This window comes from Leifsonia sp. HAY1-4F (genome assembly GCF_056755275.1).
On the sequence record NZ_JBNDHX010000210.1, the window covers coordinates 1 to 451 of the forward strand.

At 64.1% G+C, this 451-nt stretch carries 1 protein-coding gene; it reads right to left on the reverse strand.

Translation table 11 applies throughout. The features are described from left to right. On the reverse strand, nucleotides 1-451 hold a 451-nt coding region (locus ACPYOG_RS19240), incomplete at both ends, for a hypothetical protein (RefSeq protein WP_481295738.1).

Sequence of the window (451 nt, forward strand, 5' to 3'; positions counted from 1 at the left end):
GACCTGTGTCGAGCTCAGTGCGCCGACCTGTGCGGTGGACAGACCCGTCACAGACTTTGTGCTGAGAGCACCAATATGCGTGGTCGAAAGACCGGCGACGTTGTCCGTGGTCAGTGCACCGACCTGGGCAGCGCTGAGAGTGCCGACCTGAGAGGTGCCGAGCGCACCGACCTGGGTCGACGTCAGAGCATGGATCTGCGCGGTCTTGAGTGTAGCAACCTGTGCCGTCGTCAAGGCGGCAGCCTGATCGGACGACAGGGCTGCGACATTGGCCTCCGACAGTCCTCCGAGAGCGGCGGTGTTGATGGCGGCGATATCCGCCGTCGACAGACCAGCAAGCTCAGCGCTGCTCAAGGCACCGATCTGAGTGGAGTTCAGAGCACCGACCTGAGCCGTGGAGAGTGCCGCGACATTGGCCGAGCCGAGTGCGCCGACCTGAGCGGTGGTGAGA